At 71.8% G+C, this 24,987-nt stretch carries 27 protein-coding genes; 15 read left to right on the top strand and 12 right to left on the bottom strand.

Annotated features, from left to right (window positions below):
• Positions 1-64: 64 nt before the first annotated feature.
• Positions 65-1,564: a 30S ribosomal protein S1 gene (gene rpsA, locus OHS18_RS15465; protein ID WP_328452143.1), complete on the top strand. Its 1,500-nt coding sequence runs from the start codon at positions 65-67 to the stop codon at positions 1,562-1,564.
• 176 nt (positions 1,565-1,740) lie between these two features.
• Here rpsA and OHS18_RS15460 read toward each other — a convergent pair whose 3' ends face one another.
• Positions 1,741-2,355 carry a TetR/AcrR family transcriptional regulator gene (locus OHS18_RS15460; RefSeq protein ID WP_328618528.1) on the bottom strand — a complete coding sequence of 205 codons (615 nt, stop codon included), beginning with the start codon at positions 2,353-2,355 and terminating at the stop codon, positions 1,741-1,743.
• A gap of 210 nt (positions 2,356-2,565) precedes the next feature.
• Here OHS18_RS15460 and OHS18_RS15455 point away from each other — a divergent pair, with 210 nt between their 5' ends.
• Positions 2,566-3,216: an HD domain-containing protein gene (locus OHS18_RS15455; RefSeq protein ID WP_328617519.1), complete on the top strand. Its 651-nt coding sequence runs from the start codon at positions 2,566-2,568 to the stop codon at positions 3,214-3,216.
• Between the two features lie 5 nt (positions 3,217-3,221).
• On the top strand, positions 3,222-3,668 hold the full coding sequence (locus tag OHS18_RS15450) for an OsmC family protein (RefSeq protein ID WP_328617518.1): 447 nt from the start codon (positions 3,222-3,224) through the stop codon (positions 3,666-3,668).
• Between the two features lie 63 nt (positions 3,669-3,731).
• Here the strand turns inward: OHS18_RS15450 and OHS18_RS15445 are convergent, their stop codons facing one another.
• Both OHS18_RS15445 and OHS18_RS15440 read right to left on the bottom strand, forming a co-directional pair.
• Positions 3,732-3,980: a hypothetical protein gene (locus OHS18_RS15445; protein WP_328617517.1), complete on the bottom strand. Its 249-nt coding sequence runs from the start codon at positions 3,978-3,980 to the stop codon at positions 3,732-3,734.
• Positions 3,981-4,124: 144 nt separating this feature from the next.
• On the bottom strand, positions 4,125-4,370 hold the full coding sequence (locus OHS18_RS15440; protein ID WP_328452151.1) for a hypothetical protein: 246 nt from the start codon (positions 4,368-4,370) through the stop codon (positions 4,125-4,127).
• Between the two features lie 273 nt (positions 4,371-4,643).
• On the opposite strand from OHS18_RS15440, the gene coaE reads away from it, so the two are divergent.
• Positions 4,644-5,828 carry a dephospho-CoA kinase gene (coaE, locus tag OHS18_RS15435; RefSeq protein WP_328617516.1) on the top strand — a complete coding sequence of 395 codons (1,185 nt, stop codon included), beginning with the start codon at positions 4,644-4,646 and terminating at the stop codon, positions 5,826-5,828.
• Here the strand turns inward: coaE and OHS18_RS15430 are convergent.
• From OHS18_RS15430 to OHS18_RS15420, 3 genes are all read right to left on the bottom strand, one after another.
• A complete protein-coding gene (locus tag OHS18_RS15430) occupies positions 5,825-6,466 on the bottom strand; it encodes a response regulator transcription factor (protein WP_328617515.1) in 642 nt (213 codons plus the stop codon). The genes coaE and OHS18_RS15430 overlap by 4 nt on opposite strands.
• Positions 6,463-6,621, bottom strand: a complete 159-nt coding sequence (locus OHS18_RS15425) for a hypothetical protein (RefSeq protein ID WP_328617514.1) — start codon at positions 6,619-6,621, stop codon at positions 6,463-6,465. The genes OHS18_RS15430 and OHS18_RS15425 overlap by 4 nt, the downstream gene beginning before the upstream one ends.
• A gap of 158 nt (positions 6,622-6,779) precedes the next feature.
• Positions 6,780-7,295 carry a DUF402 domain-containing protein gene (locus OHS18_RS15420; protein ID WP_328452157.1) on the bottom strand — a complete coding sequence of 172 codons (516 nt, stop codon included), beginning with the start codon at positions 7,293-7,295 and terminating at the stop codon, positions 6,780-6,782.
• Positions 7,296-7,412: 117 nt separating this feature from the next.
• Between OHS18_RS15420 and OHS18_RS15415 the strand changes: the two genes are divergently transcribed.
• The 6 genes from OHS18_RS15415 (at position 7,413) to OHS18_RS15390 (ending at position 12,808) form a co-directional block, all read left to right on the top strand.
• Entirely contained in the window at positions 7,413-8,879 is a 1,467-nt protein-coding gene (locus OHS18_RS15415; protein ID WP_328617513.1) for a DUF5685 family protein, read from the top strand.
• 10 nt (positions 8,880-8,889) lie between these two features.
• On the top strand, positions 8,890-9,501 hold the full coding sequence (locus tag OHS18_RS15410) for a carboxymuconolactone decarboxylase family protein (protein ID WP_328617512.1): 612 nt from the start codon (positions 8,890-8,892) through the stop codon (positions 9,499-9,501).
• Between the two features lie 46 nt (positions 9,502-9,547).
• A complete protein-coding gene (gene uvrB / locus OHS18_RS15405; RefSeq protein ID WP_328617511.1) occupies positions 9,548-11,704 on the top strand; it encodes an excinuclease ABC subunit UvrB in 2,157 nt (718 codons plus the stop codon).
• Between the two features lie 92 nt (positions 11,705-11,796).
• Complete coding sequence (locus OHS18_RS15400; protein WP_328452165.1) at positions 11,797-12,069, top strand: type II toxin-antitoxin system VapB family antitoxin; 273 nt, start codon at positions 11,797-11,799, stop codon at positions 12,067-12,069.
• The gene (locus tag OHS18_RS15395; RefSeq protein ID WP_328452166.1) at positions 12,066-12,464 is read left to right on the top strand and encodes a type II toxin-antitoxin system VapC family toxin; all 399 of its coding nucleotides are present in this window, start codon (positions 12,066-12,068) and stop codon (positions 12,462-12,464) included. Before OHS18_RS15400 ends, OHS18_RS15395 begins: the two co-directional genes overlap by 4 nt.
• Entirely contained in the window at positions 12,461-12,808 is a 348-nt protein-coding gene (locus OHS18_RS15390) for an MmcQ/YjbR family DNA-binding protein (protein WP_328617510.1), read from the top strand. The genes OHS18_RS15395 and OHS18_RS15390 overlap by 4 nt, the downstream gene beginning before the upstream one ends.
• A gap of 1 nt (position 12,809) precedes the next feature.
• On the opposite strand, the gene OHS18_RS15385 is transcribed toward OHS18_RS15390, so the two are convergent.
• Together OHS18_RS15385 and OHS18_RS15380 are read right to left on the bottom strand one after the other, a co-directional pair.
• A complete protein-coding gene (locus OHS18_RS15385) occupies positions 12,810-13,199 on the bottom strand; it encodes a VOC family protein (RefSeq protein WP_328617509.1) in 390 nt (129 codons plus the stop codon).
• A 66-nt stretch (positions 13,200-13,265) separates the two neighbouring features.
• The gene (locus OHS18_RS15380; RefSeq protein WP_328617508.1) at positions 13,266-14,672 is read right to left on the bottom strand and encodes a S28 family serine protease; all 1,407 of its coding nucleotides are present in this window, start codon (positions 14,670-14,672) and stop codon (positions 13,266-13,268) included.
• Between the two features lie 236 nt (positions 14,673-14,908).
• Here OHS18_RS15380 and OHS18_RS15375 point away from each other — a divergent pair, with 236 nt between their 5' ends.
• Complete coding sequence (locus tag OHS18_RS15375) at positions 14,909-15,412, top strand: SRPBCC family protein (RefSeq protein WP_328452173.1); 504 nt, start codon at positions 14,909-14,911, stop codon at positions 15,410-15,412.
• Between the two features lie 5 nt (positions 15,413-15,417).
• On the opposite strand, the gene OHS18_RS15370 is transcribed toward OHS18_RS15375, so the two are convergent.
• The 3 genes from OHS18_RS15370 to OHS18_RS15360 are packed head-to-tail and all read right to left on the bottom strand — an operon-like array spanning position 15,418 to position 20,023.
• Positions 15,418-16,173 carry an enoyl-CoA hydratase/isomerase family protein gene (locus OHS18_RS15370; protein WP_328452175.1) on the bottom strand — a complete coding sequence of 252 codons (756 nt, stop codon included), beginning with the start codon at positions 16,171-16,173 and terminating at the stop codon, positions 15,418-15,420.
• Positions 16,174-16,232: 59 nt separating this feature from the next.
• Positions 16,233-17,165, bottom strand: a complete 933-nt coding sequence (locus OHS18_RS15365) for an ABC transporter permease (protein ID WP_328617507.1) — start codon at positions 17,163-17,165, stop codon at positions 16,233-16,235.
• Positions 17,162-20,023 carry an alpha/beta fold hydrolase gene (locus OHS18_RS15360; protein ID WP_328617506.1) on the bottom strand — a complete coding sequence of 954 codons (2,862 nt, stop codon included), beginning with the start codon at positions 20,021-20,023 and terminating at the stop codon, positions 17,162-17,164. Before OHS18_RS15360 ends, OHS18_RS15365 begins: the two co-directional genes overlap by 4 nt.
• Before the next feature lie 314 nt (positions 20,024-20,337).
• Between OHS18_RS15360 and OHS18_RS15355 the strand changes: the two genes are divergently transcribed.
• Genes OHS18_RS15355 through OHS18_RS15340 form a run of 4 tightly spaced genes read left to right on the top strand, consistent with a single transcriptional unit; the run spans position 20,338 to position 24,338 of the window.
• Positions 20,338-21,300 (top strand): TerC family protein, encoded by a 963-nt coding sequence (locus tag OHS18_RS15355; protein ID WP_328452181.1) that lies wholly within the window; start codon positions 20,338-20,340, stop codon positions 21,298-21,300.
• A gap of 55 nt (positions 21,301-21,355) precedes the next feature.
• Positions 21,356-23,311 (top strand): S9 family peptidase, encoded by a 1,956-nt coding sequence (locus OHS18_RS15350; protein ID WP_328452183.1) that lies wholly within the window; start codon positions 21,356-21,358, stop codon positions 23,309-23,311.
• 48 nt (positions 23,312-23,359) lie between these two features.
• Entirely contained in the window at positions 23,360-23,692 is a 333-nt protein-coding gene (locus tag OHS18_RS15345) for a hypothetical protein (protein ID WP_328617505.1), read from the top strand.
• Complete coding sequence (locus OHS18_RS15340) at positions 23,685-24,338, top strand: HAD family hydrolase (protein ID WP_328617504.1); 654 nt, start codon at positions 23,685-23,687, stop codon at positions 24,336-24,338. Before OHS18_RS15345 ends, OHS18_RS15340 begins: the two co-directional genes overlap by 8 nt.
• On the opposite strand, the gene OHS18_RS15335 is transcribed toward OHS18_RS15340, so the two are convergent.
• On the bottom strand, positions 24,320-24,976 hold the full coding sequence (locus OHS18_RS15335) for an RES family NAD+ phosphorylase (protein ID WP_326951223.1): 657 nt from the start codon (positions 24,974-24,976) through the stop codon (positions 24,320-24,322). The genes OHS18_RS15340 and OHS18_RS15335 overlap by 19 nt on opposite strands.
• Positions 24,977-24,987: the final 11 nt, after the last annotated feature.

Below are 24,987 nucleotides of genomic sequence, written 5' to 3'. Positions count from 1 at the left end.
GTAACACCCCACCGCGCCGACACCTGCCAACCCTCGATTCCCATCCACCGGAGCAACCCGCCTAATGACCATCGACACCGCCACCGCCCCGACCGCCCCGAACGCGGCCCCGCAGGTCGCCATCAACGACATCGGGTCGGAGGAAGACTTCCTCGCGGCTATCGACAAGACGATCAAGTACTTCAACGATGGCGACATCGTCGAAGGCACCATCGTCAAGGTCGACCGCGACGAGGTCCTGCTCGACATCGGCTACAAGACCGAGGGTGTCATCCCCTCGCGTGAGCTCTCCATCAAGCACGATGTCGACCCGGCTGAGGTTGTCACCGTCGGCGATGAGGTCGAAGCCCTCGTTCTCCAGAAGGAGGACAAGGAAGGCCGTCTGATCCTGTCCAAGAAGCGCGCGCAGTACGAGCGCGCCTGGGGCACGATCGAGGAGCTCAAGGAGAAGGACGAGCCCGTCAAGGGCACCGTCATCGAGGTCGTCAAGGGCGGCCTCATCCTGGACATCGGCCTGCGCGGCTTCCTGCCCGCGTCGCTGGTCGAGATGCGCCGCGTCCGCGACCTGCAGCCCTACGTCGGCCGCGAGCTCGAGGCGAAGATCATCGAGCTGGACAAGAACCGCAACAACGTGGTCCTGTCCCGCCGCGCCTACCTCGAGCAGACCCAGTCCGAGGTGCGCAGCGAGTTCCTCAACGCGCTCGCCAAGGGCCAGGTCCGCAAGGGCGTCGTGTCGTCCATCGTCAACTTCGGTGCCTTCGTGGACCTGGGTGGCGTCGACGGCCTGGTGCACGTCTCCGAGCTGTCCTGGAAGCACATCGACCACCCGTCCGAGGTCGTCGAGGTCGGCCAGGAGGTCACGGTCGAGGTCCTGGACGTCGACATGGACCGCGAGCGCGTCTCGCTGTCGCTGAAGGCGACCCAGGAAGACCCGTGGCGCCAGTTCGCCCGCACCCACGCGATCGGTCAGATCGTGCCGGGCAAGGTCACGAAGCTGGTTCCGTTCGGTGCGTTCGTGCGCGTCGAAGAGGGCATCGAGGGCCTGGTCCACATCTCCGAGCTGGCCGAGCGCCACGTGGAGATCCCGGAGCAGGTCGTCCAGGTCAACGGCGACGTCATGGTCAAGGTCATCGACATCGACCTCGAGCGCCGTCGCATCTCGCTGTCGCTGAAGCAGGCGAACGAGGGTGTCACGCCGGACACCGAGTTCGACCCGACCCAGTACGGCATGGCCGCCGAGTACGACCCCGAGGGCAACTACATCTACCCCGAGGGCTTCGACCCGGACACGCAGGAGTGGCAGGAAGGCTTCGACAAGCAGCGTGAGGAGTGGGAGCGTCAGTACGCCGAGGCCCACACTCGTTACGAGGCCCACATGAAGCAGGTCGTGAAGGCCGTCGAGGCCGACGCGGAGGCCGCTGCCGACGCGGCGACCGGCATCGAGGGTGGCGCGGAAAGCTACACCTCGGGCTCGGCCCCGGCCGACACGAAGAGCAGCGGTGGCACCCTCGCCTCCGACGAGCAGCTCGCGGCGCTCCGCGAGAAGCTCTCCGGTGGTGCGTGAGCTCTAGCTCTCTGAGCTGAACCACAGCGAACCCCGGTCCGGGAACGGACCGGGGTTCGCTGCGTTGCACGGCTCGGATCGCGAGCGTGCGCACCTGACGTGCGCCACGCATCGGAGGGCCGTGATGCCGAACGTGCGGACGCTCCGGTGGCCGCGGGGTGGCCGTCACGGGCCGGTCAGTGGTTGCGCAGGCCCAGGCCGGTCGCCATCGCCGTGACGCCCCGGCGGTACATTTCCGCGTTGGCCTCGTCCGTCGGCGGGATGAACCACTCCGGCAGCGCCGTCCGGGAGGCGAGCATCAGCTCCGCCCCGACCAGGCCGTGCATCGCCGTCCACAGGTGGTAGGCCGCCGTCTGGGCGTCGACTCCCTGCGTGCTGACCCGCCGGACGCGGTCGATGAACAGGCCGAACGTCGTCCGCACCACGGCCGAGCGCAGCGCCGGGTCGGGGTCGAAGCCCGGGACCGGCCGCTCGAACATCAGCGCGTAGCGCGCCGGGCTTTCGCGGGCGAAGAGGCGGTACGCCATCGCCAGGTCGAGCAGGTCCGCGAGCCCGTCGGGACCCTCCGGCGGCAGCGCCTCCAGCATCTCGCGCAGAGAGTCGAACGTGCGCTCGTACAGGGCGTCGAGCAGGCCCGCGCGGCCGCCGAAGCGGGCGTACACCGAGATCGTCGACGCGCCGGCGACCTCGGCCACGCCGCGCACCGTGAGGGCCGTCACACCGCGGTCGAACAGCACCGACAGCGCGGCGTCGAGGAAGCGCTCGCGGTGACCCTGTTCGGCGGGGCGCATCGAGACGTGCCTGGTGGCCACGGCGCACCCCCTTCGCAGCAGCCGCGCACGACGGCGGTCGGGTTACCTGCCCGCAGCCGAAGATACGATATCCGCTGCGTCTTGGGAATGCGCCGGATGTCCGGATGTGCGGCATTCCCGTCCGGTGGGCACCGGCCGGGGCGCGGCGGACCCTGGCAGCGTCGGAAGCACCGACGAAAGGGCTCTCCGATGACCGACACCACAGACACCACCGGCATCACCGACATCGCCGTCCCCGACACCGCGCTGGCCCGCGAAGCCGCCGACCTCGTGCGCGACACCGCCGGCCCGCTCCTGTACGACCACTCCTCGCGGGTCTACCTGTTCGGCGCGCTGCAGGGCCGGCGCCGCGGCCTCGGCTTCGACGCCGAACTGCTCTACGTCGCGGCCCTGTTCCACGACCTCGGCCTGGTCGAGGGCCACCGCACCGGCCGCCGTTTCGAGCTCGACGGCGCCGACGAAGCCCGGCGTTTCCTGCTCGGTCACGGCGTCGACGCGGAACGGGCCCGGATCGCCTGGACGGCCATCGCGCTGCACACCACCCCGGGCATCCCCGAGCACATGGAACCCGAGATCGCGCTGGTCACCGCGGGCGTCGAGTACGACGTCCTCGGCATCGGCTACCACGACCTGCCCGCGGCGGCCCGCGCCGCGATCGTCGCCGCCCACCCGCGGCCGGACTTCAAGCGCCGCATCCTCACCGCGTTCACCGACGGCATCCGTGACCGGCCCGACACGACGTTCGGGAACGTCAAAGCCGATGTGCTGGCCCGGTTCGTGCCAGGCTTCGAGCGGCAGGACTTCGTCACCACGATCTTGGACTCACCCTGGGAGGACTGAACCGGATGGAGCACCCCGAGCCCGGCACGGTCGTCGTCACCGCGAGCGGCGACGGCACGTACACGCAGCAGGTCAGCACGGCGGGGCACACGCTGCTGGTCGACGAGCCGGTGTCGGTCGGCGGGGCCGACGCCGGCCCGAACCCGTACGAGCTGCTGCTCGCGTCGCTGGGTTCGTGCACCGCGATCACGCTGCGGATGTACGCCGACCGCAAGGGCATCCCGCTGGACGCCGCGACGATCCGGCTGCGGCACGACCGCGTGCACGCCGAGGACTGCGAGAAGTGCGAGACCGAGCGCGGTCTGCTCAGCCGCATCACCCGGGAGATCGAGCTGACCGGCGACCTCGACGACGACCAGCGCGCCAAGCTCATGCTGATCGCCGACAAGTGTCCGGTGCACCGGACGCTGTCGTCGGAGATCGTGATCGAGACGCGGGAAACCGGCCGCTGAGCAAGCCGTCCGGGCGGGTCCGGACGCGGGCAGCGTGAGGTCGGGCCGGGAATCCGGCGTCCGTCAGGCGGCCTGCGTCGTCACCGGCCGCACGGTGGCGACGCCGACGGCCGGGACCCAGATGCGTTCGAGAGCGGCCGCGCGGGCCTTGCGCCGGAGCCCGGCGAAGCTGTGCTTCGCCGGGACCAGCAGGGTGCTCAGCCACGTCCGCCGGTAGTCCTCGAGAGCCGTCGCCACGGAGTGGTGAACCAGGCAGTGCACCAGCCCCGGCGAGCCGAGCCGGTGCCTCCCGACGTGCTTGCTGTCCGCCATCGTTCCTCCGTGTGGGCGACCCTTGACGCGGCGCACGGTACGCAACTGCACCGATGAAGGTGGGTAAGAAACGCGGCGTGTCCTCATTTCGGTTGAGTCACGCGTCACGATCGACTTGCGGTTCACCCGTCCGTGTGCACTGGGTCAGGCCGGCCGGACACTGCCCTTCACGCACAGCGTGCCGAACGGGATCCAGGTGCTGCGCACCGCGCAAAGGGTGCGCTGCGGCGTGTGGTTGCAGGTCGCCTGCACCCGGCGGACGCCGGACTGGCACTGCGTGAACGTGATGTCCGGCGACGGGGCCGCGACCGCCACGTCCGGCACGGTCAGGGCGAGTCCTCCCGCGCACAGCACGGCCGCCGCCGGCCTTCCGAAGTCCGTCATCCTCATGAGCCCTCCCTCGATGACGCGAGCCGGAAGGCCCGCTGCCGAAGGCGTCGGAAAACGATTACCCACGTTACGGTTAACCACTGTGCGTCACACGAATGGCGCAGGCCGGACCGGGCGAACCGGACGGTCCCAGCAACGCGGCGACGAGTCGCGGCCTCACCCCGCTCAACCCCTGCTCGCCCCCGAGTCGCGTGGGTTCCCTTCGCGCAGACGGCGTGGAAGCCGCCGATGTCCGCGGGCGGCCGCCGGGGGTGCGTGACTAGGGTGATCGGCATGTTGCGTGTGGGGCTGACGGGTGGCATCGGGGCCGGCAAGTCGACCGTGGCGAACCGGTTCGCCGAACACGGCGCCGTGCTGGTGGACTCCGACCGGATCGCCCGCGAGGTGGTCGAGCCCGGATCCGAAGGGCTCGCCCGGCTCGTCGAGGAGTTCGGCGGAGAGATCCTGGCCGCCGACGGCTCGCTCGACCGGCCGGTGCTCGCCGCCAAGGCGTTCGCCGACGACGAGTCGCGCCGCCGGCTCAACGCGATCGTGCACCCGCTGGTCGGGGCCCGCACCGGTGAGCTGATGGCGGCCGCCGCGCCGGACGCGATCGTCGTCCACGACATCCCGCTGCTGGTCGAGGGCGGCCTGGCGACGGCGTATCACCTGGTCGTCGTGGTCGACGCGCCCGTCGAGGTGCGGGTCCGGCGGCTGGTGTCGGCGCGTGGCATGGCCGAGGCCGACGCCCGGGCGCGGATCCGGGCGCAGGCCGGTGACGAGCAGCGCCGCGCCGTCGCCGACGTCTGGCTCGACAACGGCGGTCTCGAGGACGCGGTGCTCGCCGGCGTCGACGCGCTGTGGGCGGACCGGCTGGTGCCGTTCGAGGCGAACGTCCGGCTGCGCCGGCCGCGGCCCCCGGTGTCGCCGAAGATCGCCGAATACGACCTCACCTGGCCGCAGCAGGCCGAGCGGGTGCTCGCCCGGGTCCGCGCCGCGAGCGGCGAGCTGGCCCGGCGCGCCGACCACATCGGGTCCACCGCCGTGCCGGGCCTGCCCGCCAAGGACGTCCTCGACCTCCAGCTGACGGTGTCCACGTTGGCCGACGCCGACAAGCTCACCGAACTGCTCTCCGACGCCGGTTTCCCGCGCCTGGCCGGCGACTGGGCCGACGACGCCCAGGACGGCGCCGGCACCTGGCCGAAGCGGCTGCACGTCGGCGCCGACCCGAAACGGCCGGTGAACCTGCACGTCCGGTCCGTCGAGACACCCGCGTGGCGGCTCGCGCTGCTGTTCCGCGACTTCGTGCGCGCGCACCCGGACGAGCGCGACGACTACCGCGATGTGAAGCTGCGGCTGGCCGAGGCGCACGCCGCCGACGGCAACGTCGCGGCCTACGCCGACGAGAAGCAGGAGTGGGTCAACGCCGCGTTCGTCCGGGCCGAGAAGTGGGCCGAGACGACCGGCTGGACGCCCTAGGACCCGAGCAGCCCGCGCTCGAACGCGACCGCGACGGCGGCCGCGCGGTCCTTCACCCCGAGCTTCGCGTAGACGTGGATCAGGTGCGTCTTGACCGTCGCCTCGCTGATGAACAGCCTCTTCGCCGTCTCCTTGTTCGACGACCCGCGCGCGACCAGCGTCAGCACCTCGAGTTCGCGCTGGGACAACGGTCCCCGCGCGGGCCGGCGCATCCGGCCCATCAGCCGCCCGGCGACGGCGGGGGAGAGCACGGCCTGCCCGCGGGCCGCCGCCCGGACCGCGCGGAACAGCTCCTCGCGGGGCGCGTCCTTGAGCAGGTAACCGGTCGCGCCCGCCTCGATCGCCGGCAGGACGTCCGCATCGGTGTCGTACGTCGTGAGCACCAGGATCCGCGCCGGGTTCCCGAGCCGCGCGAGCTCGCTGATCGCCGCGACGCCGTCGGTGCCCGGCATCCGCAGGTCCATCAGCACGACGGCGGGCCGCAGCCGCTCGGCCAGCGTGACGGCTTCGGCGCCGTCGGCCGCCTCGCCGAGCACTTCGAAACCCTCTTCGCCGTGGGCGGGTTCGGCGGACAGGATGCCGCGCAGGCCGTCCCGGACGATCGGGTGGTCGTCGGCGATCAGCAAGGTGATCGTCATGCGAGAGCCTCCGGGAGCAGCGGGACGGCGGGCCGGGCGACGCGGATCGCGGTCCCGGCGCCGGGCTCGGACTCGCCGTGGAGCGTACCGGCGAGCCGCCGCACCCGGCGGCGCACGCCCGGCCGCCCGCCACCCCCGATGGCCACGGTCTGCACGATGGTGATGGTGATCCAGGTGCCCGTTCCGTCGGCCGGCGCGGGTAGCGGCCCGCCGTTGCCGAGGGTGTTGATCAGCCCGATGTCGAACGAGACGTCGTCGGCCGCGATCTTCTCCCGTGCCGCTTGCGGAGGTGCCCGACCTGGATGACGGCAGCTCAGTGGCGGCGCCAGGTCAGGGCGATGTCCTTCGTGGCCAGCCAGGCGGCCAGGTCGTAGCCGTGCGAGGCCAGCCCTTCGACCGCCGCGTAGGTCGTCTCCAGCGCGGACTCGGCCTCGTCGGCCGTGACCAGGTCCGCCTTGCGGGCGTCCAGGAGCTCGTCGGTGTCGATCACCCGCAGCGAGAGCTTGTCCTTCAGCACGATGTCGACGTAGAGGTCGGTGGCGACCCAGCGGGGACCGTCGCGGTTCACGCGGACGACGTCCAGGTAGAAGTCCTGGTCGCGTTCGTGGCCGGGGGAGAACCAGAAGTCGGTGACGCGCAGGCCGAGCTCCGGCAGCAGCCACGACTCGAGGTAGTGGAACTGGGCGCGCCCCGGCGCCGGGCGGGCCAGGTACAGGCCGAACGGTTCTTCGCGGAACTCCTCGACCTCCCGGCTGATGCCCTTCGGGTCGATGTTCGTGCGCGCGGCCGGGTCGAAGATTTCGACCTTGGGCGGGTGCAGTCCCGTCATGGCCCCATCCTGCCTGCAAGTGGGCGGAACCCGGTCACGAATCGCGAACGGCGGCGGTGCGAGCCACACGTTCGGGCTAAAGTGCGCCGACGACCGGGGGAACCGAGGGGACTGGGGATGTTCGGGATCATCAGGCCGTGCCGGCACCGGCTGTCCGATCGCCTGCACGCCGACTGGGTCGCGCACCTGTGCGGACTCTGTCTCACGCTGCGCGACGAGCACGGTCAGCTCGCGCGCGTCGTCACCAACTACGACGGGCTGATCATCTCGGCCCTGGTCGAGGCCCAGACCCCGCGCGCGGACGGCCGGCGGGACGCGGGCCCGTGCCCGCTGCGCGGCATGCGCTCGACGTCGGTGGCCCGGGGCGAAGGCGCCCAGCTGGCCGCGGCGGTCTCGCTGGTGCTGGCCGCGGCGAAGGTCGGCGACCACGTCGAGGATCGCGACGGCGCGTTCGGCCGGCGGCCGGTGGCGGCGGCCGCCCGCCGGGTCGCGGCCCGGTGGGCGAAGCAGGGCAGCCGCACGGGCGGCCGGGTCGGGTTCGACACGGCGGTGCTCACCGAAGCCGTCGACCGCCAGGGCGAGCTGGAACGGGCGATGCGCCTGGGCGACTCGGCGCTGCTGGCGACCGAGCCCGCGGAACTGGCCACCTCGGCGGCGTTCGCCCGCACGGCGGAGCTGGCCGGGCGGCCGGGCAACGTGGCGCCCCTGGCCGAGGCGGGCCGCCTGTTCGGCCGGGCCGCACACCTGCTGGACGCGGTCGAGGACCACGCGGCGGACGCGGCGGCGGGAGCGTGGAACCCGTTGCTGGCCACCGGAACGGGCCTCGCGGAAGCCCGCCGGCTGTGCGACGACGCCGTGCTGGGTGTCGAGCTGGCGTTGCGGGAAGCGGAGTTCGCGGAACCGGCGCTGGTGCACGCGCTGCTGGTGCACGAGCTGAGGCAGGCGGTGCGCCGCGCCTTCGGCCACGGCTCGGCGCACGACCACGACCACGGACTCCGGCTGCCCGCGGACGGCGCCGGCGGTGCCTTCGGGCAGCAGCCGCCGCCGGGGTGGATCGGGCCGGGGCCGCGGCCGCAGCAGCATCCGCACCAGCCGCCGGGGCCCGGAGGTCCGCAGTGGGGCGGGCCCGGCGGTGGTCCCGGCGGTCCCGGGTGGCCGGGAAACCCCGGTGGTCCGGGTTGGTCGGGAACCCCCGGCGGCCCAGGTGGTCCCGCCGGACCCGGCGGTCCCCAGGGGCCTGGTGGCCCAGGCGGTCCGGGAGGCCCAGGCGGACCGAACGGCCCGGGCGGACCCGGTGGTCCTGGCGGCCCGGGCGGTCCCGACGGTCCGGATGGTCCCGACGGCCCGGAACCCGAGCCGCTCGACGGCAAGGGCGGCGGCTGCTGGGTCCCGAAGTTCGTCGTGCCCCCGAAGAAGCGCAACTTCTTCTTCGGCTGCGCCGTAGCCTCCTACATGTGCTGTACCTGCCAGTTCTGCTGCCGCGATCCCTATCCCGGCCCGTGGAGCGGCAAACCGGAGGCGACCGGTGGCTGTGACTGCGATTGTGACTGCTGCGACTGCTGTTCCTGTTGTGACTGCAACTGAGGGGAACACGATGACCGAGCCGATGGACCAGCTGCACGACCGCGGCCGGGCCACTTTCGCGGAGCTGGTCGACGGCGGCGAAGCCCGGCTCGACGCCCTGTTCGCCACCGTCCCGGCGCTCGGTGAGCTGGCCGTCGGCACGGTCTACGGCCACCTCCACGAGCGCCCGGCCCTCGACGCCCGCACGCGGGAAGCCGCCACCCTCGCCGCGATCGTCGCGGCGGGGATGGTCGGGCCGCCGCTGAGCGTCCACCTCCGGACCGGCCTGGCCGCCGGGCTCTCGCCGGCCGAGGTGGGCGAGGTCGTGGTCCAGACGGCGGCGTTCGCCGGCTTCCCCCGCGCGGTTTCCGCGGCCGACCAGCTGAACCGGCTCTTCGAAGGGCACGGCCTGCCGATCCCGCCGCCGCCGTCGGCCCGCGAGGTCGTCCTGGGGTACCTGGAAGCGCCGGGCGCCGAGGTCGCCGGAGTGCTCGCGGAGTTCCCGCGCACCGAGGTCCAGGCGACCGGACCCGACCGGGTGCTGGTCTCGTGCTTCGGCACCGGGCCCGCGCCGGGCGCCGTCGTGCACTGCGTGGTGGCCGGCGGCGAAGTGGCCTTCGCGACGGTGTTCCGACCCCGCTGACCAGGGCCGACGGAAATTGTCGGTGCCGAGGCCTACTCTGGTCGACGTGGCTTTCGCAACCGAACACCCCGTGCTGGCGCAGTCCGACTTCCGGCCCGTCTCGGAGATCCCCCGGGAAGGCGGCCGGTTCGAGGTCGTCAGCGACTACCAGCCCGCCGGTGACCAGCCGGCGGCCATCGACGAGCTCGAACGGCGCGTCAACGCCGGCGAGAAGGACGTCGTGCTCCTGGGCGCCACCGGTACCGGCAAGTCGGCGACCACAGCGTGGCTGATCGAGCGCGTCCAGCGGCCGACACTGGTGATGGCGCCGAACAAGACCCTCGCCGCGCAGCTGGCGAACGAGCTGCGCGAGCTGTTCCCGCACAACGCGGTCGAGTACTTCGTCAGCTACTACGACTACTACCAGCCCGAGGCGTACATCGCGCAGACGGACACCTACATCGAGAAGGACTCGTCGATCAACGACGACGTCGAGCGGCTGCGGCACTCGGCGACGATGAACCTGCTGTCCCGGCGGGACGTCATCGTGGTCGCGAGTGTGTCCTGCATCTACGGCCTGGGCACGCCGCAGTCCTACCTCGACCGGTCCTCGAAGCTGAAGGTCGGCGAACAGCTGGACCGCGACGTCTTCCTGCGCGCGCTGGTGGACGTGCAGTACACCCGCAACGACATCGCGTTCGCGCGCGGCACGTTCCGCGCGCGCGGCGACACGGTCGAGATCATCCCGGCGTACGAGGAGCTCGCGATCCGCGTCGAGTTCTTCGGTGACGAGATCGAGAAGCTGTACTACCTGCACCCGCTGACCGGCGACATCGTCAAGGAGGTCGACGAGGTCCGGATCTTCCCGGCGACGCACTACGTCGCCGGCCCGGAGCGCATGGAGAAGGCGATCAAGAGCATCGAGCAGGAGCTCGAAGATCGCCTGGCGGAGCTGGAGAGGCAGGGCAAGCTGCTGGAGGCGCAGCGGCTGCGGATGCGCACGGCCTACGACATCGAGATGATGCGGCAGGTCGGGTTCTGCTCCGGCATCGAGAACTACTCGCGGCACATCGACGGCCGCGGCGCGGGCACGGCGCCGGCGACGCTGATCGACTACTTCCCGGACGACTTCCTGCTGGTCATCGACGAGTCGCACCAGACCGTCCCGCAGATCGGCGGGATGTACGAAGGTGACATGTCGCGCAAGCGCAACCTGGTCGAGTACGGCTTCCGGCTGCCGAGCGCCGTCGACAACCGGCCGCTGACCTGGGAGGAGTTCTCCGACCGGATCGGGCAGACGGTGTACCTGTCGGCGACACCGGGGCCGTTCGAGATGGGCCAGGCGGGTGGCGAGTTCGTCGAGCAGGTGATCCGGCCGACCGGCCTGGTCGACCCGAAGGTGGTCGTGAAGCCCACCGAGGGCCAGATCGACGACCTGGTGCACGAGATCCGGGAGCGCGCGGAGAAGGACGAGCGCGTCCTGGTCACCACACTGACGAAGAAGATGTCCGAGGACCTCACGGACTACCTGCTGGAGCTGGGCATCCGGGTGCGCTACCTGCACTCCGAGGTGGACACGCTGCGCCGGGTGGAGCTGCTGCGGCAGCTGCGGGCGGGCGACTACGACGTGCTGGTCGGCATCAACCTCCTGCGGGAGGGCCTCGACCTGCCGGAGGTGTCGCTGGTGGCGATCCTCGACGCGGACAAGGAAGGCTTCCTGCGCAGCGGGACGTCGCTGATCCAGACGATCGGCCGCGCGGCGCGCAACGTGTCGGGCGAGGTGCACATGTACGCCGACAAGATCACCGACTCGATGCGGCACGCGATCGACGAGACCGACCGCCGCCGCGAGAAGCAGGTCGCCTACAACGTCGCGCGCGGGGTCGACCCGCAGCCGCTGCGGAAGAAGATCGCCGACATCCTCGACCGGGTCTACAGCGAGGCGGAGGACACCGAGCACGTCTCGGTCGGCGGTTCGGGCCGCAACTCCTCGCGCGGCAAGAAGCCGGAGCAGGGTGACCGGGTGCGCAGCTCCGGGATGCTGGTCGACAAGGACGTCTCGGCGATGCCGCGCGCCCAGCTCGCGGACCTGATCCAGCAGATGACCGACCAGATGATGCAGGCGGCCCGTGACCTGCAGTTCGAGCTGGCGGCGCGGCTGCGGGACGAGGTCCAGGACCTGAAGAAGGAGCTGCGCGGAATGGACGCGGCCGGCATCAAGTAGGCCGGACACGACACCAGCAGGTGGCGATTGTCGCGTGGGGCGAACAGTGTTCGCCCGATCGAGTATTACACCCCAGTTGGTACACTTCCACCATGGCGATGAACATCAAGGACCCGGAGGCCGAGCGCTTGGCCGCCGAGGTCGCCGCTCTGACGGGTGACACCAAAACCGGGGCCGTCCGCGAAGCCCTGCGCCTGCGCCGCGACCAGCTCGTGGCGCAGGACAACGCCGAACTGCGGCTGAAGCGGATGCGGCGAGTACTGGAAGAGGAGATCTGGCCGTTGATCCCACCTGAGGAGCTCGGGAAGCCGATCCCGAAGGACGAGTGGGAAGAGATTCTCGGGTTCGGGCCGGGTGGCGTGTGATCATCGACAGCTCGGCCATTGTGGCGATCCTGCGCCAGGAGCCGGACCACGAACGACTCGAGGAGCGCCTCGCGGAGGCGGACTCGGCCAGGATCGGCGCGCCGACTCTCGTCGAGGTCGGCATCGTGCTCACCACGAGGCTCGGCGCGCGGGGCCAGCTGGTGCTCGCCAGGTTCCTCCAGGACAACCACATCGCGACCGCGCCCTTCACCGATGAACACGCGGAGGTGGCGATCGAAGCGTTCAAGCAGTACGGGAAGGGACATCACCCGGCCAAGCTGAACATGGGCGACTGCTACAGCTATGCCACCGCCAAGATCGCCCGGGAACCGTTGCTCTGCATCGGCGATGACTTCCCGCAGACCGACCTCGAGGTGGTGAAGCTCGGGTCGTGAACATCGAAGCCGTGGTCGCGTACTGCCTGGGGCTGCCGGGCGCCGAAGAGACCTACCCGTTCGGTGACCACGTGCTCGTGGCGAAGGTCGGTGGCAAGGGGTTCGCCTTCATCGGCCAGGAGGAGCCCGGCAGTGTCGCCGTGAAATGCGGGGCCACCCGGGAAGAAGCGGCCGAACTGCGCGAGCGCCATCCCGAGGCCGTGACCGCGATGGACTACCTCGGCCGCTACGGCTGGAACCGTGTCCGGCTCGACGCCGGAGTGCCCGACGCCGAGCTGGAGGAGCTCCTCGACGCCTCCTACGAGGCCATCGTGAAGAAGCTGCCCCGAGCCAAGCGTCCCTGATTCAGTCCGGCACCGGCGCGTTGTCGTCCGCCTGCAGCATCCCGAAGATGTTGCCCTCGGTGTCCTTGCAGTAGGCCAGCCACCCGACGCCCGGGACGGGCTGCTTCGGGAGCGCCAGGGTCCCGCCCGCCCGCGCCACTTCGCCGAGGGTGTGGTCGACGTCGGCGACGTCGATCGTGTTGACAAAACCGTGTACCGGCCCCGATTCCGAGGGTGGCGGGCCCTGCCGCGGCACCAGGCCGCCGTCGATTCCCTCGCCGTCGCCGGTGGTGACCATCCAGTACGGGACGTCGCCCCAGCGTTCGAACTTCCAGCCGAACACCGCGGTGTAGAACGCCACCGCGCGCTCGGGGTCGCCCGCGTGGATCTCGAAGTGGATCGGACGAGGCATGCTCGCCTCCTCAGGCCGGGCCGGCAGGTGCCGCGAGACTACGCCTGCCGACCCGGTTTCGGGAGGTCAGAGGCGTGGGTGCCCCGACAGGGTGAGGTCCGCGTCGAAGTCCGGGAACCCGGCCGGCGCGCTCCGGGCGCTCAGCGCGGAAGCGGCCGGGGGCAGTCCGGCCCAGCGTTGGACCGTCGCGGTCGCCGCGGCGGCGTCGGCCGCCGGCAGCTGGGCGATCCTCGAGCCGTGGTTGCCGCCCGGCACGTAGTACCGGTAAGAGTCCCGGCTGCCGAAGCCGAGCTCGAACGGCTCGGCGCCCCACGGGTCGTTGGAGCCGTAGACGAACAGCAGCCGCGTGCCGCGGGACTTCACCCAGAAGTCGACGTCCGGCATGGCCAGGTAGTCGAACCGGGGCAGGCGCACCGAGCTCGGCACGAACGTCTTCGGCTGGTCGGCGCCGGGGTAGCGGAGCAGGTCGCGGAGGTAGCTGTCGTACGCCTCGGGCGCGCCCAGCTGGACCGCGGCCTGGTAGTAGTACGGGATGTAGGGCGAGAGGTCCTGGTCGGAGTAGGTGTTGAGGCTCTCCACCTTCTCGTACCAGGCGTAGACGTCGGCCGCGGGCGCGCCGGCCTTCGGCACCGTCGCGCAGTCCGCCTGGGTCTGGTACTGCCAGAACGCGAAGTACGAGTCGATCACCGAGATCTCGAGGGACTTGTCGGCCGAGCCGACGATCGAGAACGTGAGGCCTCGTTTCGCCGCGTCCACCGCGGCGATCGCACCGAGTTCGTCACGCCGCTTCAGCGCGTCGCGCTGGATGGCCTTCAACGCATCGCGGCAGCCGGGATCGTTGCCGACCTTGGACAGGAACTTGTTGTAGACGTCGATCGGGTCGATGACGTCGTTGGGCGCGACGTAGGGGACCGTCCCGTCGACGTCGTCGGGGAAGAAACGCCGGAAGTACGTGGCGGTCATGCCGCCCTTGCTGCCGCCGGTGGCCAGCCACTTGCCCGGGTAGATCGCCTTGAACGCCTGCACGGCGCGGTGCTCGTCGGCGGCGGCCTGCCAGATGGTCAGCTGCTGCGCCCAGTTCTCCGGCTGCGGCCGCGACGGCGTGAAGTAGCGGTACTCCATCGAAAGCTGGTTGCCGTTCACGAGCTGCGTCGGCTCGGACCGGTTCGGCGCGGTGCTGACGTTGTAGCCGCTGGTGAAGGCGACCGTCGGTGCGGCGAAGTCGCGGTGCAGCAGGGTGAACCGCTGCTGGAACGTGCCGGCGCCGGGGTGGCGGTGGTCGGCGGGCTGGGTGAAGGTCAGCTCGAAGAACCGGAAACCCGCGGGTGCCGGGTCCTCTTTGACGATGGTCAGGCCGGGGATCCGCCGCAGGGCCGCTTCGATGTCGGTCGCCGCGCCGGCCGACGGCGCGAGGCCCGCCAGCGCGGCCAGCGTCAGCAACGCCGCCGAACAAGCGGTGAACAGTCTGCGCATGAAGCACCCTCCCCGGCTTCGGGCCATTGCGTGGCACCCTCACAGAACCGGCCGTGGTGGGCAATCGGCTGACTGGGCGCACCACCGGCCAGGACCCGACTTTCGGCGGGTCCGGGGGCCGCGGGGTGGCGTCCTCAACCCTGCGCGGTCGCGCGCATTGTGCAAGTTGTCCGGGTGATCGGCGCCACGTTACGGTCCGGAACGAGAAGGCACCGGCATCGAGCGAGGGGTCCGCCATGAAGGTTTCCGACTGCCCGACCACCCAGGTCGAGGTCCGCATCGAGGCGTCGCCGGCCGAGGTCTGGCACTGGTTGCTGGACGTCGACCTGCCCTCCCGGTTCTCCACCGAGTTCCAGGGCGGCGGCTGGGTCGAAGGCAGCGCGCCCGGACTCGGCGCGCAGTTCCGCGGCCGCAACTCCCACCCGGTCGCGGGGGAGTGGGAGACGGTCTCGACCATCACCGGCTACGAGCCCGGACGGCTGTTCGCGTGGGCCGTGATGGACGTCGCGAACCCGGCGGCGTCGTGGAAGTTCCAGCTGATCCCGGACGGCGAAGGCACGATCCTGCGCCAGTGGGCCCAGATCGGCCCGGGCCCGTCGAACCTGACGGCCATCATCGGCTCGATGCCCGAGCACGAGGAAGAGATCGTCGCGATGCGCCTGGGCGAGCTGCACGACAACATGCAGCGCACGGTGGACGGCATCAAGTCCCTCGCCGAAACCGGCGTCCGAGCGGTCTAGCTGTTCTAGCCGCGGCCGCCGAGCACCTTGGCCACGTAGGACTTGACGGCGTCGAGCGCCTCCGGCGCGCGCCACATCCGCTCGACCTCGGGGTCGTCGGCGTGGCGGTACTCCGCGATCCGCTCGTGGTAGGGCTGGTGGATCTGGGCCTTGGTGTGCGCGAACGGCTCGGCGGGCAGCCCGCCGAGCCGGGTCGCGATGGCGAGCGCCCGCTCGAGGACCTCCTCCGGCGGGGCCAGCTCGTCGGCGAGGCCGCGGGCGAGCGCGTCCTCGCCGCCGACGGTCGCGCCCGAATACGTCAGCGACGGCAGCGGTGTCGTCCCGTACGCGCAGCGGAGGATCTCCAGCGCGGCGAGCGGGAACGGCAGCCCGACGAGCAGTTCGGTGACGCCGATCCGGCCGGGCCCGCTGCTGAGCACGCGGTGGTCGCACGCCGCGGCGAGGACCGCGCCGCCGGCGATCGCGTGGCCGTTGAGCGCCGCGACCACCGGACGCGGGAAGCCGAACACCGCCAGCAGCGCGTCCGACAGCAGCGGCAGGAACTCGGACACGTAGGCGGCGCCGCCCTCGCCGATCCGCCTGAGGTCGACGCCGGCGGAGAAGATCCCGCCGGTGCCGGTCAGCACGACCGCGCGGGCCGCGCCGGCCTCCTCCAGCCGCAGCACGAGCTCCCGGCACGAGTCGGAGTCGAGGGTGTTGCCCTTGCCGTGGTCGATCCGGAGCACGGCGACGTCGGACTGGCTCTCAAGGGTGATCGGCACGGCCCGACCGTACCGCGCCGGGGCGGGCCCGGCGCGGTCGGAAACCGGCCGGGCGCGCCTCAGCTGGTGATGTCCTTCTTGGCGAACCGGCGGCCCGCGTAGAGGAAGAACACCGTGCCGTAGATGGTCGCCGACAGCAGGCCGCTGGCCAGGTTCGTCCAGTCGACGTCGGTGGAGATCAGGTCCATCCAGGAGAACCCGTAGTGCGTCGGCAGGTAGTTGCGCAGGCCTTCCAGCGCCGTGATCTGGTCGAGGATCTGCGACAGGATCGCCACCAGCACCGCGCCGCCGACCGCGCCGAGCGGGGCGTCGGTCGTCACGCTCAACGCCAGCGCGAGCCCGGCCACCCAGGCCAGCTGCAGGATGATGTACACAGTGGACAGTGCGATGGCGAGCAGGCTGTCGCCGAAGGACACCGCGTCGCCGGTCGGGCTGATCGCGTCGCCCGCGCCGTACCAGATCACACCGACGCCGAGCGAGACCAGCGGCAGCAGGATCAGCGCCGCCGCCGACAGGATCCCCGACACGATCGCCTTCTGCCGCAGCACCCGGTGCCGCGGCACCGGGATCGCCAGCAGGTACTTCAGGCTCGACCAGGACGCCTCGCTCGCGATGGTGTCGCCGAAGAACAGCGCGACGATCATCGGCAGCAGGAACGTGCCCGACACGAACAGCGCCAGCACCACGAAGTTCGGCGCGCTGGCCGTGGCCAGGTCGACGAACCCGCCGCTGCGCCGGTTCGGGTTCGACTGCCCCGCCTCGAACGCGATCACCAGGATGAACGGCAGGATCGCGACGAACCCGAGCAGCAATTGCGTCCGCCGCCGCTTGAGCTGACGCCGGAGTTCGACGCCGAGACCGAGCGTCCGCCGCGCGGAGTAGCCCGCGACGGCGCCGTCCGGCCCGACCCCGGCGTGTTCGCTCGACGCGAGGTCGCTCAGCTCGTCCAGCGCGTGCGGGTCGGTGTGGACCCCGGAATTCGAGCTGTTCACGACTGGTCTCCCACCAGTTGCAGGAACGCGTCTTCCAGCCGGCGCCGCGGCCCGGCCTGCTCCACGGCGACCCCGGCGCGGACCAGCGCCGCAATGGCTTCGGCCCGCGGCAGCCCGTCGAGGTCGGCGTGCACCAGGTCGCCTTCGACGTCGACCGTGCCGACCCCGCCGATGGCCTTCAGCGCCGCGGCGGCCGCGGCCGGGTCGTCGACCCGGAACGTCGCCTCGCCGCCGGCCGCGGCCAGCTCGCCGACCTCGCCCGAGGCGACCAGCGCGCCGCGGTGCATGACCACGACGTGCGTGCAGGTCTGCTCGACCTCGGCCAGCAGGTGGCTGGACACCACCACGGTGCGCCCGGTCGCGGCGTAGCGCTGCAGCACCTCGCGCATCTGGTGGATCTGGGGCGGGTCGAGCCCGTTGGTCGGTTCGTCGAGCACCATGAGCTCCGGCAGGCCGAGCATCGCCTGGGCGATCGCCAGCCGCTGCCGCATGCCCTGGCTGTAGGTCCGCACCCGGCGGTCGACCGCGGTGCCGAGCCCGGCGATCTCCAGCGCCTCGCCGAAGTGCGCCTTCTCCGCCGGCCGTCCGGTGCTCGCCCAGTACAGCCGGAGGTTCTCGCGGCCGGACAGGTGCGGCAGGAAGCCGGATCCTTCGACGAACGAGCCGATGCGCGAGAGCACCGGCGCGCCGGCGGTGATCTTGTGCCCGAACACGCGGATGCTGCCTTCGGTCGGCGTGATCAGGCCCATCAGCATCCGCAGCGTGGTGGTCTTGCCCGCGCCGTTCGGCCCGAGCAGGCCCAGCACCTGGCCCGGCTCGACGCGGAACGACAGGTCGTTCACGGCGACGAACCCGCCCGCGTACGTCTTGCGCAGCCCCTCGATGACCAGCGGGGTGGTGGAAAGCTCCGGGTCGACGTCGGTCGCCCGGCGCCGCCGCAGCGCCGCGAAGAGCACGGCGGCGAGGGCGATCGCGAGCGTCACGGCGATGCCGACGAGCTGCCCGACCGGGGCCGGCGTGCCGACCGACGTCCCGGGCACGACCGGCAGGGCCAGCGCGGCGCCGCCGCCGGCGAGCGCGATGCGGAACACCGCGGGCGCGGCCGGCGCGGCGAACGCCTGGTCGGTGGTGCCGACGACCAGCCGTAGCGAGTGCCCGCCCTCGATCGGCCGGACGATGCCCGGCAGCGTCACGGTGACCTCGACCGGGTTGCCGTTGGCCGGCAGCCCGCTCACCCGGAACGGGGCGATCGCGTTGGCCGGCAGCACCCGCGAGCCGTCCTGGCCGACGTCGTAGAGCTTCGCGAACAGCACGGCTTCCGGCTGCGGTTGCGCCGGGTCCGCGGCGATCTGCAGCCGCACGGTGGACGAGCCGCTGACGACGACCTGCCCGTCGACCGGCGCGGTGGTGAACTGCGCGGCCTGGCCCGGCGGGTCGTTGCTGAACAGCGCGCCGAGCCGCGACGTGCTGCTCGCGAGGCCGTTGAGCCCGGGGATCCCGCTCACCGCCGAGGGATTCGCGCCGGCGGGGCGGACGACCGGCTGGACCGGGCCGGTCATCGGCAGCATTCGCCGCTCGGTGGCCGGGCCGGTCAGGCCGGGGTAGGTGGTGGCGTTGACGGTGCGCACCGACGGCGTTCCGTTGGCGCGCAACGTGCCCTGGACGTCGTAGCCGAAGCCGGTGCCGGGGTCGCCGCCGGTGACGGCGGTCCAGAGGAAGTCGCCGATCTTCCCGCGCAGCTGCGGTCCGGGCTTGCCGCCGTCGTGGCCGCCGGTGTACCAGACGGTCTTGACCTTGCCGCCCGCCGCGGTGATCTGCCGGGCGGTCGCGTCGGCCTGGTCGAGGCCGAACAGGGTGTCGCTCTCGCCCTGCACCAGCATCGTCGGCACGGTGATCTTGCTCGTCACGGACACCGGGGAAACGCGGCGCAGCAGGTCGAGGCTCGCCTGGCTCGACGCGCCGGTGGTGCCCAGCTCGGTGTAGGCCTTGCAGACGGCGGCGGTGAACCGGCCGCACGGGTCGGCCGACCCGGCGCGCGGCCCGCCCCCGCCCGAAGGCGCGGCCGGGACGGCGGCAGCGGCCCCGGCGGCGCCGCTCGCCCCGGTGTCGGTCGCCTGCCCGGCTTCGGGTGCGTCGGCCGACGGCGCGCCGCTCGAGGCGGGGCCGGAGCCGGCCGAGAAGAAGATGCCGGCCCAGCTCTTCTTGAACACGCCGTCGGTCGCGAACGCCCCGGCGGCCGGGGTGCCCGCCGCCGGCGCCTTCGGGGCGGCCGCGTTCGGGACCAGGGCCTGCCCGAGGTCGTTGTAGGTGATCACCGGCGCGATCGCGTCGACGCGCTTGTCCGTGCCGGCCAGCAACAGCGACAGCGCGCCGCCGTAGGACGCGCCGGTGACGGCGATCTTCGGGTCGCCGTTCGGATCGGTCGTCACCTGGTGCTGCGCGACCAGCCGGTCGATCAGCCGGGACGCGTCGGCGACTTCGCCGTCCGGGTCGTTCAGGCCGATCTTGCCGGTGCTCTTGCCGAACCCGCGCGCGGACCACGTCATCACGACGAAGCCCTTCCGGGCGAGCTCGCGGGCGTCGTCGGCGACGCTGGTCTTGTCCCCGCCGAAGCCGTGCGCGAGCAGCACCGCGGGCGCGGGCACGGTGGCGGGCAGGTAGGTGGTCGTGTCGATCTTGATCTGCTCGGCCGAACCCGGCGCGGCGGGCATGTCGATCAGCGCGTCCTGGGTGGGCACCGCGGGCGGGGCCGTGTCGCGCGTCGCCCAGAGGACGGTCGCGGCGGCCAGGACCACCACGACGGCGCCGAGCGCGGTGAGGCGGCCGCGGCGGGAGCGCGGGAGCGGGAGTCGGGGCACGAGGTGACCGTATGTGAAGTTTCCTGAGAGTGCCCTCCGCAACTCACGTCGATCACACGCTGATCGCCCGCCCGGGACCACCTGGTGGACCGAAGTGACCGGAATTACAGGACCAACCCGGTGACGTGCGCGATTCCGGCTGGCGCTCGGGCGGGGAGAACCGGCAAACTGGACGCGCTGTGAGGGGAGTATTCCTTCGCGGCGGTGTCGTCAGCACGGTGGCCTGCGCCCCCGGCACCGTCGGCCGGTGTTCGCACCGGCGGAAGAGACCTCCGGTTAGTTGCTCATGCGCACTATCCGGAGGTTCGAGTTCCATGACTGTCCCCCTGTGGCTGTGGATCGCCACGATCGGTGGCCTGCTCGCGCTCATCGCGCTCGACCTGGTCATCGTCGATCACAAGCCGCACGCGGTCACCACGGGTGAAGCCGCGCGCTGGGTGGTCTTCTACGTGTCCTGCGCGGTGCTCTTCGGCGCCGGCGTGTGGTTCTTCGCCGGGCACGACCCGGGGGTCGAGTTCTTCACCGGGTACATCACCGAGTACTCGCTGAGCGTCGACAACCTGTTCATCTTCATGATCATCATGGCGTCGTTCAAGGTGCCCGCCATCCACCAGCACCGCGTGCTGCTGGTCGGGATCCTGCTGGCGCTGGCGATGCGCAGTGTGTTCATCGCCGTCGGCGCCGCCCTGATCGAGCAGTTCGTCTGGGTGTTCTTCCTCTTCGGCGCGATCCTGGTCTGGACCGCGATCAGCATGCTGCGCGGCAAGGGCGAGGACGAGGAGTACCACGAGAACGCCGTCACCCGGCAGGTCCGCAAGATCGCCCCGGTCACCGACGACTACCACGACCACAAGTACACGGTGAAGATCAACGGCAAGCGGATGATCACGCCGATGCTGCTGGTGATCGTCGCCATCGGCTCCGCGGACCTGCTCTTCGCCGTCGACTCGATCCCGGCGATCTTCGGCATCACGCAGGAGGCGTTCCTCGTCTTCACCGCCAACGCGTTCGCGCTGATGGGCCTGCGACAGCTCTACTTCCTGCTCGGTGGCCTGGTGACGAAGCTGGTCTACCTCACCTACGGCCTCGCCGTGATCCTCGCGTTCATCGGCGCGAAGCTGTTCCTGCACGCGCTGCACGAGTACCACGTGGTGCCGGACTGGCTGGACATCAACAACTGGATCTCCCTCGGCGTGATCATCGTCGTGCTCACCATCACGACGGTGGCCAGCCTCGCGAAGGCCCGCCGCGACGAGCGCAAGCAGGTGGCGGCGTGACGCCGCCCGACTAAAGTCGTTCGCACCGCTAAAGGATTCGGGTACGGTCGGACGGGTGCGCCCAGCCGACATCGAAGCCATCGTCGTCCCCGGCCGTCCCGCCCTGCGCGGAGACCTGCTGCTGACCGCGGTGCAGAACCCCGACCTGAAGACGAACGCCGCGCACAGCGCGCTGCGGCGGGTGTCGCTCGACGGCGGCGAGTCCGCGTGGACGCACGGTCCGCGCGACTCGGCGCCGTCGATCTCCCCGGACGGGCGCTGGGTGGCGTTCCTGCGCGCCGGCGAGGGCGAGGGTGCCGACGGGCGCCCGCAGCTGCACCTGATGGCGGCCGGCGGCGGTGAGGCGAAGCGCCTCACGTCGCTGCACCTCGGCGTCGGCGAGCCGGTGTGGGCGCCGGACTCCCGGCGCGTCGCCTTCGTCGCGAGGGTGCCCGAAGCCGGCCGGTACGGGACGGCGGACGCCGACGGCGAGACACCGGAACCGGCGGCCGAGGCCCCGCGCCGGATCACGCGCATGGACTACCGGATCGACGACGTCGGGTTCCTCCTCGACCGCGTCCAGCGCCTGTTCGCGGTGGACGCCGTCGCGGCCTTCGAGGCGGGCGAGCTGCTGGAGCCGGAGCCGCTGACCTCGGGCGGGTTCGACCCGGCCGGCCCGGTGTGGACGCCCGACGGCACCCGGATCGTCTTCACCGCGCCGCCGGACTGGGGTGCGGCCGAGACCGAGGTGCGCGACCTCTGCGCGATCGCCGCCGAGGGCGGCGAACCCGAGGTCGTCGTGCGCGGCGAGGGCTACTCGGAGCGCCCGGTGTTCGGCCCCGACGGCACGTTGTTCTACTTCGGACAGTCCTTTGCGGAGCATCGCGAGGCCGCGGCGACCGGGCTTTACGCCGCGACACCGGCGTTCGGCGCCGGAGCGGTGAAGGCCCGCCGGCTCACCGACATCGAGACGGTCGACTGCGACGCGTCCGCCGGGCCGCCGGCGGTGCGCGAGGGCGACGTGCTCGTGGCTGTCCGCAACCGCGGCGCGGTGGAACTGCGCGCGGTCCCGTTCGACGCCGCGGACGCGCCGCTGGCCGACCTGCCGGTGGTCTACGCGGACCTCACCGTGCTCCGGTCGTTCACCGTGGACGGCCCGGTGATCGCGGCGGTCGTCGCCACGCCGGAGACGGCCGGCGAGGTCGTGCTGCTCGGCGCGGACACCCCGCGCGTGCTGACCGACTACTCGAAGCCGTTGCGGGACAAGGGACTCCGGCCGCTGATCGAGCTGGAGACCCGGGCCCCGGACGGCTACGCGGTGCACGGCTGGCTGGTGCTGCCCGAAGGCGAGGGCCCGCACCCGGTGCTGCGCGTGGTGCACGGCGGCCCGTTCGCCCAGCAGGACTGGGCGGTGTTCGACGAGGCGCAGGTGTTCGCGTCCGCCGGGTACGCCGTGGTGCTCGGCAACCCGCGTGGTTCGGCGGGCTACGGCCAGCAGCACGGCCACGCGATCACCCACGCCTTCGGCACGGTCGATGCCGACGACGTCCTGGCCCTGCTCGACAAGGCGCTGGAGCGCCCGGACCTGGACGCCTCGCGCGTCGGGATCATGGGCGGTTCGTACGGCGGGTTCATGACGAGCTGGCTCGCGGCCCACCACGGCGAGCGGTTCCGCGCCGCGTGGAGCGAGCGCGCGGTGAACGCGTGGGACTCGATGGTCGGCAGCTCCGACATCGGCTACTCGTTCGTCGACTCCTACATCGGCACCGACCCCGAGGTGCAGCGCGACCGCAGCCCGCTCAGTTACGCGGACAAGATCCGCATCCCGTTCGCGGTGGTCCACTCGGAGCAGGACTGGCGCTGCCCGCTGGAGCAGGCGCAGCGGATGTTCGTCGCGCTGCGCCGCGCCGGCGCGGACGCGGAGTTCCTGCTGTTCCCCGGCGAAGGCCACGAACTGTCCCGGTCCGGCCGGCCGCGCCACCGCGTCCAGCGCTTCGACGCGATCCTCGAGTGGTGGGGGCGGCACCTGTAACCGCACCGGTCTTGTCCCGGCCGCGACGGCCTGCGAATCTTCGTACCCATGACGCTGCCCGAGGTGGATTTCGAACTGGAGACCTGGCGCATGGTGCTGTTCCGCAAGGGACCCCGCGCCGACGAGATCTCCGACGAGATGGCGCGGGAACTGCGGGCCCGTCACCTGTCCGCGGCCCGCGCCCAGCAGGCCGCCGGGGCGCTGCGGCTCGCGGGGGCGATCCCGGAGCCGTCGGCCGCGCTGCCGGTGACCGGGGTGGCGTTCTTCCGGACTTCCGAAGAACAGACGCGCGCGATCCTCGACGCCGACCCGGCCGAGCAGGCCGGGCTGATCGCCTCGGAGATCGTCGGGTTCGTCTGCCCGCGGGGCACCCTTGGCTGAGCCGCGCGGGCTGGTGTGCTTCGACGTCGACGGCACGCTCGTGCCCGGCACGAGCTCGTCGGCCTGGGTCGCCGCGCGGCTCGGCGGCGGGGACGCGCTGATCGCGGCCGAGATCGCCTACGCCGAAGGCCGGATCACGAACGAAGAGGTGGCGACGGTCGACGCCCGCGGCTGGGCCGGGCGCTCGGAGGCGGAGATCCGGGCGCACCTCGAAACGCTGCCGCTGGTCGACGGGATCGCCGAGACCGTGGCGTGGTGCCGCGCCCACGGCCTGCGGCCGATCCTGACCACGCTCGCGTGGGCGCCGGTCGGCAAGATGCTCGTCGACCGGTTCGGCTTCGCCGCGGCCTGCGGGACGGTGCCCGAGGCCGACGGCGGACGCTACACCGGCCGCGTCGGCCGGCACCTCGACGAGTACGGCAAACGCGACTTCGCCCTGAGTTTCGCGGCCGGCCTGGGGCTTCCGCCGGAGCGGTGCGCCGCGATCGGGGACAGCCGTTCGGACCTGAAGCTGTTCGCCGCGGCCGGGATGAGCGTCGCGTTCAACGGCGACGCGGCGGCCCGGGCCGCCGCGACCCACGTCGTCGACGACGGTGACCTGCGCGCGGTCGTCCCCCTGCTCGAAGCTCAGTTCAGCAGCGTGTAGTTCAGCTCTTCGCAGACGCGGCCCAGCGGGACGTCGAGGCCGGGGTGGTCGAGCGGCAGCAGGACGTCCGGCGCGATCGGCAGGGCCGCGCCCGCCGGCGGGTCCCACAGGCAGATCGCGGGGTCGCCGGAGTCCATCGAGGAGCGGTACCAGAGGCCGTCGAGGTCGCTGAAGGCCGCGCGGATCGCGCGCGCCCAGGCCTGCGTCAGCTTCTTCGGCCCGCTCGAGATCTCCTGCGACGCGCCGACCCGGGTCGGCCACAGGCCGGTCAGGTCGAGCAGGCGCAGCGTGCGGGTCGGGCGGACCACGACCAGCCGGGGACCGCGGGTGCGGCGGTCGACCGTCGAGCTGGTCTGGTAGACCTCCGCGATCGACGTCCGCACGGTGAGGCCGAAGTAGAGCACCCCGTTCGCGGGGTCGGTGACCGGCGCGCCACCGCGGCCGGGCGACTGCTGGTCGAACCGGCCGTGCGGGAGCGGGCCGGTGTAGCGGAACGAGTTCCACTGCTGGGGGTGGTTGCCGTGCGCCGTGAAGATCCGCACCAGCCTGGTCGCGGGCTGGACCGTCACCACGTCACTGGCGCGATTCAGCTGCCGGACCAGGACGGATCGGGCGGGCGGCAGCGGTAGCCGGGCCATGGGTCGGGGGT

This window comes from Amycolatopsis sp. NBC_00355 (assembly GCF_036104975.1).
GTDB lineage: Bacteria > Actinomycetota > Actinomycetes > Mycobacteriales > Pseudonocardiaceae > Amycolatopsis.
This window is presented reverse-complemented; position numbering and strand designations above follow the sequence as displayed.